Origin of the sequence: Protofrankia symbiont of Coriaria ruscifolia, assembly GCF_900634745.1 — a bacterium.
GTDB lineage: Bacteria > Actinomycetota > Actinomycetes > Frankiales > Frankiaceae > Protofrankia > Protofrankia californiensis.
In genome coordinates this window covers 110,436-116,435 of sequence record NZ_CAAAFR010000183.1, presented here as the reverse complement: position 1 = coordinate 116,435, position 6,000 = coordinate 110,436, and the positions used below count along the sequence as shown (strand labels likewise).

General features: G+C 64.5%; 8 protein-coding genes and 1 tRNA gene. 5 read left to right on the top strand and 4 right to left on the bottom strand.

All coding sequences use genetic code 11. From position 1 onward, the window contains the following. Window positions 1-270: 270 nt before the first annotated feature. Window positions 271-1,044 (top strand): GntR family transcriptional regulator, encoded by a 774-nt coding sequence (locus tag CV1CTNOD_RS20965; RefSeq protein WP_207386581.1) that lies wholly within the window; start codon window positions 271-273, stop codon window positions 1,042-1,044. A 262-nt stretch (window positions 1,045-1,306) separates the two neighbouring features. Here CV1CTNOD_RS20965 and CV1CTNOD_RS20960 read toward each other — a convergent pair whose 3' ends face one another. Further along, window positions 1,307-1,645 (bottom strand): hypothetical protein, encoded by a 339-nt coding sequence (locus tag CV1CTNOD_RS20960; RefSeq protein WP_207386580.1) that lies wholly within the window; start codon window positions 1,643-1,645, stop codon window positions 1,307-1,309. Continuing rightward, window positions 1,642-2,250: a Panacea domain-containing protein gene (locus CV1CTNOD_RS20955; protein WP_165034630.1), complete on the bottom strand. Its 609-nt coding sequence runs from the start codon at window positions 2,248-2,250 to the stop codon at window positions 1,642-1,644. Before CV1CTNOD_RS20955 ends, CV1CTNOD_RS20960 begins: the two co-directional genes overlap by 4 nt. 587 nt (window positions 2,251-2,837) lie before the next feature. Between CV1CTNOD_RS20955 and CV1CTNOD_RS25060 the strand changes: the two genes are divergently transcribed. Next, window positions 2,838-2,929 (top strand) — tRNA-Tyr (locus CV1CTNOD_RS25060). 132 nt (window positions 2,930-3,061) lie between these two features. On the opposite strand, the gene CV1CTNOD_RS20950 is transcribed toward CV1CTNOD_RS25060, so the two are convergent. Next, window positions 3,062-3,292 carry a DUF6247 family protein gene (locus CV1CTNOD_RS20950; protein ID WP_242606886.1) on the bottom strand — a complete coding sequence of 77 codons (231 nt, stop codon included), beginning with the start codon at window positions 3,290-3,292 and terminating at the stop codon, window positions 3,062-3,064. Between the two features lie 253 nt (window positions 3,293-3,545). Between CV1CTNOD_RS20950 and CV1CTNOD_RS20945 the strand changes: the two genes are divergently transcribed. The 3 genes from CV1CTNOD_RS20945 (at window position 3,546) to CV1CTNOD_RS20935 (ending at window position 4,962) form a co-directional block, all read left to right on the top strand. Continuing rightward, entirely contained in the window at window positions 3,546-3,857 is a 312-nt protein-coding gene (locus CV1CTNOD_RS20945) for a VOC family protein (RefSeq protein ID WP_131787676.1), read from the top strand. Window positions 3,858-3,976: 119 nt separating this feature from the next. After that, complete coding sequence (gene pyrE / locus CV1CTNOD_RS20940; RefSeq protein ID WP_131787675.1) at window positions 3,977-4,504, top strand: orotate phosphoribosyltransferase; 528 nt, start codon at window positions 3,977-3,979, stop codon at window positions 4,502-4,504. 65 nt (window positions 4,505-4,569) lie between these two features. Continuing rightward, on the top strand, window positions 4,570-4,962 hold the full coding sequence (locus tag CV1CTNOD_RS20935) for a gamma-glutamylcyclotransferase family protein (RefSeq protein ID WP_131787674.1): 393 nt from the start codon (window positions 4,570-4,572) through the stop codon (window positions 4,960-4,962). 206 nt (window positions 4,963-5,168) lie between these two features. Here the strand turns inward: CV1CTNOD_RS20935 and CV1CTNOD_RS20930 are convergent, their stop codons facing one another. Then, entirely contained in the window at window positions 5,169-5,681 is a 513-nt protein-coding gene (locus CV1CTNOD_RS20930; RefSeq protein WP_131787673.1) for a DUF7144 family membrane protein, read from the bottom strand. Between the last annotated feature and the right edge of the window lie 319 nt (window positions 5,682-6,000).

Sequence of the window (6,000 nt, the reverse complement as noted above, 5' to 3'; positions counted from 1 at the left end):
GCGCCCGGCCGGACCCATCCAGTCCCCGACACGGCCTAATTCAGCGGTCTCCTAGTCGCGTCTGGCCCGGTGTGGGTTGCCTCCCACCCGGGCCTTCTTCATGTCCAGAAGGCCCGGAACCTTGCCTTGGTGAGACGAGGTTGCCTCCCCGTCTCACCGTTGTTGGGTTGTACCAACAACATCATTGATACAGGGCGCTCGGCGCGAGTGTCAAGAGTTGTTAGCCTGTGGGTACAGCCTTGCAGGTCGCGGGCAGGCGAAGGGATGAAATTGATCTTCAACCCGGCGGATCCACGACCGCTGTACCACCAGCTCGCCGCGCTGCTCCGTGGGCAGATCCGCTCTGGTGAGCTGGCTCCAGGCACCCAGATCCCCACAGAAGCCGAGCTTGCTGAGCAGCATGCGACCAGCCGCAATACGGTCCGGCTGGCGCTGAACCTGCTACGTAACGAGGGTCTGCTGATCTCCAAACGAGGGCTAGGGAGCTTCGTCCGGCCGGAGCCGCCGATGAAGTACTACGCGTCGCTTACGGGCTCCCGCCGCAAGCGGCTCGAAGCGAACCGACGGCGGGACACCTTCGCCCAGCAGATCGAAGCGCAGGGAAAAACGCCGAGGCAGGTCAGCACGACGGAGGTCGTCGTGGCCGACGATGAGATCACTACTCATCTTGCCTTGCAACCAGGCCAGCCAGTCGGGGTGCGCTGCAGGGTGATGTATGCCGACGAGGAGCCGCTGCAACTCAGGGACAGTTACTACCCTCTCGACATCGTCGAGGGAAGTAAGATCATGGACTCGGCTGATGTTATCGAGGGAACGGACCAGGTCCTCGAAGACCTCGGGCACATCCCCACGCGATACGAAGACGAGATTACCTGGCGCATGCCGACTGCGGAGGAATCCACCAAGCTGCGCCTAGCGCCCGGAGTCCCCGTAGGTCGACTGCTTCGAACGAGTTTCGATCAACAGGACCGGCCGATTGAGGTCTACGTCGTGATACTGCCCGCAGATCGTCATGTCCTGCTTTACGAGATATCTGCTGAATAATCTGCGCCATCAACTACGGGGTGCACAAATGGCCATTTTTGGTAGTTCCTCAAAAATTCCCTAATGCACATTGCGGACAAAGCGCAGCTCTTTAGCTCGATTATGTTACCGTGGCTACTTACGCGGCCTCTGTCTGATGACGACATGCGGGGTGGGGTAAGTCTCTTGCGGCTGCATGCTGATCTAGTACGAGCAAGGCAAGCTCCTCGAACCATCCAGCGTCACGGGCGAGCTCGCGATCGCCAGCAATAGGGCATGGTCCTTAGCCGTCTGGGTCGACGAAGGTGTCCCAGTAGGCCCGATCTTCCTCGAAGCCTGCGATCTCCACTACCGGCCCGGTTGGCCGTGCAACAAGGACCGCATAGAAGACGATGGGTCCGAACGCCCCATTCGGCTCAAGGATCAACAGCCGAGCCGCACCGCCCGTGGTCGAGGGCAGGTTATCCCAGTTGTTCGCAAAAGCGAACCTCGCTGTCCGCACCGGTAGTGCCATGAACTCGTGGAACGTCGGCCCCGAGTAGCTCATGCTTCGACCGTTCGGGTAGGTGGCCTCAGCGGCAGCGAGGAAATCGGCCCCGTAGGTGACCGTGTGTTTGGTCACTGGGCGAGGCGCCCTTGACGGGCGTACTCCTCACCGATCTGCCGCAACCGGTCCATCATCCGAGGCGATGGCTGCGGCTGATGTTGCGGCAGAAGGGCTGCTACGTAAGGGATGTCCTCGCCATCGTCGACGAGCTGCCATCCGGGCTCACGGTGGGACCGCTCGCTGGCATCCGCGTTGGTGTGGCCACGGAGCAGGTTGACGGCGTCTTGGACAGCCTTCAGCTCGGTAGCGCTGAACAGCTCCCGGCGAGCTGGTCTGGTCGGCTGGAGCCGGTGCTGTTCATAGCCAAGGACGCGCTCCTTGATCAGCACCGCGTCACCGTTGCCAATCAGATGGTCCCGGATCGCTCGGAGACTGCGCGGTGCAGGTCCTCGTTCGAGCTTGCGATACCGAACACCGGTGATCGGAAGGCCGGTCTCGCGGACGTGGGCGAATTCGGCGAAGTACAGGACTTTGTTGGCCTTGGTGGCCCCCCCGTAAGGGTCGTCAGCCAGCTCCTCGGCGACCAGAAGTAGTAGCTCGGCGAACTTGGCCTCGTCTGGCCGTACGTCGAGGTCGTCACGCTGGAGGCTGTCGGTGACGATGCGGTCGTGCTCGTCCATGACGTGGGACCCTCCCTGCTTGCAACCGTGTAGACCGTTCCGCAAGCATGGCGTAACGGCGCGTCCGCCGGAAGACTCCACGCTTGCCCGTATCTTAGTCGAACGATTGTTCGGAGCCAAGCCGTTGACCTGGATCACAGCGTGGGCTTCCATTTCCCATTCTTGACACTCCAGATCAACACAACTTGACCAACTGCTACGATAAGTGACCGTGTTCGCGGCCAGATGAGTACTGGCAGACTCCGGTCGCAGGGGCGCGTCCCTGGATACCGAGCGTCAGTCCGGAGTCGGTTGCTCCGAGTTCGAACCGGGCTCTGTGTCAACTTTCCCTACTTGTTCGAGTAGGGGTGCGGCCCTTGCCCGGCCGGGAGAACCCGGGGTAGGGCGAAGCCTGCCCGACCGACGGAGGTGATCAGCTCAGCCCGGAGTCTGCGAAGGGATCTTCACCGGGTGGCCGGGCCGGCCACGCTCCGGACTGCGCGTGGCGCTGGGGCGCCATGCTCGCCGGCGCGTCGTCCCGACCACCCGGTCCTCTGTGGACAATACGTGGACACGTGCCAGCGCGCCGAGCGGTCGTTTCGCATCGTGGCAGGTCAAAGCCATGATCGCGCCAAGATGGGCACAGTCTGTAAAACCGCCGGCTCAGCCTACGTTGGTTCGAACCCAACACCTGCCACCACCCCTCGCACCATCCTGGAAGCCCAGGTCAGCGCTCCCGTCGCGCATCGACGGGGTCGCTGTCGTCTCACGGTTGTTCGCGGCTTATCCCGGTCATCGCTGACTGCGCGTGCACAGCGCATGCACACGATCATCAGTCGCTATCGGGACGCAGCGCCGCCTTGATTTCAGACGGAATCCTGTTCATCCACATGTAGGTCGTGGTCTCGCCGAACACGGTCGGGTCACCGGCGGCGATACGGGCACGGTCGACGTTGACACCGGCCTGGATCTCGGGGTTGGCGCACAGCACGGCCTGGGGCCACCAGCGGTCGACGACCCGCTGTAGCGGGGCCAGGTCGATGGCGTCGTCCGAGGCGACGATGGCGGCGTGGAATTCGGCCTCGAACTCGGCGCGGCGGGCGGGGTTGAGCGCGCTCGACGCGCTGACGGACGGTGTAGGGCGGCATCGTCACATCCGTGCTCATCCACCCGTGATGCGACCATCACCCTGCCTGTACGCCTCCGGCCGGCCCGCGTGCCGTCCGACTCCGGTGAGCCAAACCGGGGCAGTCTCGGCTGGATATATGACCGGACGGTGGCCAGCGTTGTTCTCCGGCTGGCGTGAAAATGTGGTGATGGTGACGTTCAAGATTAATCTGTTGGTGGTATACACCGCTGACCTTGATGCCTGCGGGGAGTTCTACGGACGGCTCGGGCTGCGGTTCACGCGGGAACGTCACGGGTCGGGGCCCGAGCACCTGGCCGCGACCCTCGCGGACGGCAGCGTGCTGGAGCTGTACCCCGCTCGATCGGGAGTGCCGACCGGCCGTCTGCGGCTGGGTCTCACGGTGGATCCGGGTACGACTGAGCCACCGTTGCCGCCCGGCTGTCATGTTCTGCAGGATCCCGACGGACGCACGGTGGACCTTCAGGTGGGTATCCGGTAGCCGACCACGGCGGCACCGTGAACGAGGGCTTCTTCACCGTCCCGGTACGGACGTCGTTTCGGTACGGACGTCTGTTTCCACCCCTGGTACAGGCGTCGGGCTGTATAGAGTCCGCAGGCATGGGTGACATCGGCATGCTTGCCGCCCGCGTCCGGGCTGCGTCCCATCTGACCGGTCAGTTTCTGCTGCGCTCCGGTCGGACCAGCGGCGAGTACTTCGACAAGTACCTGTTCGAGGCCGACCCGGTGCTGCTCGCCGACATCGTCGACGCGATGCGACCGTTGCTGCCCGTGGACGTCGACGTGCTGGCCGGTCTCGAGCTCGGCGGAATCCCGCTGGTCACGTTGCTGTCCCAACGTACGGGACGGCCGGCTCGGTTCGTCCGCAAGAAGGCCAAGGAGTACGGCACCTGCCGCACCGCCGAGGGCGGAGATGTCGAGGGCCTGCGGGTCGTCCTCGTGGAGGACGTGGTGACCAGCGGCGGCGCCGTTGTGGAAGCGGCCCGGGTCCTGCGGGAGCAGGGTGCGATCGTCGAGGACGTCCTGTGTGTGATCGACCGTCAGGAGGGTGGCCGGGACAGCCTTGCCGCGCTCGGTCTCACCCTGCGTGCGGTCCTCACCCGTGCCGAGCTGGACGCCGCCGCCTGAGCCCTGTCGCCGTCCTGAGCCCTGTCGCCACTGTCGCCATCCTCAAGTCCCTGAGGCCTGTTGCCATGCCGTTGCTGTTCGTCTACGGCACCCTGTGCTTTGCGGAGGTTGCCCAGGCCCTGCTCGGCCGGCGGCCGTGTTCGCAGCCGGCCGCGGTTGCCGGTTGGCGGGCGGCGGCGCTGCCCGGTCGGGTCTATCCCGGTCTGGTTCCGGACGCCGTGACAACGGCGGTCGTGGCCGGACGCGTACTGTCAGATCTCAGTCTGCGGGAGCGGACCGTTCTCGACGTCTTCGAAGGCGATGAGTACGAGGTGCGGCGCCTCGCGCTTACCGACGGGCGATCGGCATCCGCCTATGTCTGGCGTGACGTCGCGTTCGCCTTGGACGAAACCTGGGACGCGGAAGCGTTCGCCGCGGCCCACCTGTCGGCATTCATATGGCGTTGCTGTCGTTCCTGACCGAGAACAACGGTCCTTCCGCCCAGTTTTCCCCTTTCCAACACCTTCCTTTCCAGCGTCTTTCTTTTTCCTGACAGAGCGAATCTCATGACGTGGCGAACCGCCTTTCCGCGGCCGGACGTGAGCGATCGACGCCGGCATCCAACCCTCTGGAAGAGGGCCGGAACGCCGCCGTCGTCGAGCTCCTGCTGTTCGCTCCCCGGTGTTCAGCGAGTTGGCACATCAGGGCCGGGCCGGGTGCTTCCCGCGGTGGACCGGGAAGGTCCGGTGTATTCCGGTCGGTCCGTGGGGGTCTCGATCCGGTCGGTTTCGGGATAGGGCTCGTAGGAGCCGCGCAACGGCGCGTCGTACCTGGTCAGCGCATAGATCACGAGTACGTCGAGCGCGATGACGACGACTGCCCACACTGGGAAGACCGCGAGGAAGGCCAGGTGCGCGACCGCGTTGATCACACAGATTGCGATTGCAGCCCAGCGGGCCCACTGCTTGCCCGTGAGCAGACCCGCGGTGACGGCGATCTCGACGATGCCCATGGCTATCAGCAGCCAGCCCCAGAAGTTCAGGTCCTGGTAGATGATCGTACCATTTTCGCCGACAAGGTACGCGTAGTTGTCGAGAGCGGCAATTCCATAGATGAGATTGTGGAAGCCCGCGATGAAGATGATGATCGCGGCGAACACCAGCCATCCGCCGGTGCGTACTGACCGTGCCGGTTCCATTGAATCCTCCCTGGAGCGTGGCGGGACGCTTGGCGACCCGGGACCCAAAGGCCTCCGGCGGCGCGGGAAGAACATGATCGCACCGCCTTTGGCCGGCTAGCGACCCCAGGACCTGAGGTCTCCGGCGGCGCGGAAAGACCACGATCGCGCCGCCCTTGGCCGGCTAGCCCACTTGGCCATGCCCTCCGTGTGCCCTCCGTGCGCCCTCCGCATGCCTGCGCGTGCCCCGGACATGCCCGGTTGCCCTACATTCCGGCCTGGGACTGCTCCTTGACGGGAAGCCATATCCGGGCAGGCGAGATCCGGCGATGTCCACCGA

What these genes read in the sequence shown, in the direction of transcription:
- CV1CTNOD_RS20930 (WP_131787673.1), bottom strand. Translation starts at nt 5,681, where the DNA reads ATGGAACCGGCACGGTCAGTACGCACCGGCGGATGGCTGGTGTTCGCC.
- CV1CTNOD_RS20945 (WP_131787676.1), top strand. Translation starts at nt 3,546, where the DNA reads ATGGTGACGTTCAAGATTAATCTGTTGGTGGTATACACCGCTGACCTT.
- pyrE (WP_131787675.1), top strand. Translation starts at nt 3,977, where the DNA reads ATGGGTGACATCGGCATGCTTGCCGCCCGCGTCCGGGCTGCGTCCCAT.
- CV1CTNOD_RS20955 (WP_165034630.1), bottom strand. Translation starts at nt 2,250, where the DNA reads ATGGACGAGCACGACCGCATCGTCACCGACAGCCTCCAGCGTGACGAC.
- CV1CTNOD_RS20935 (WP_131787674.1), top strand. Translation starts at nt 4,570, where the DNA reads ATGCCGTTGCTGTTCGTCTACGGCACCCTGTGCTTTGCGGAGGTTGCC.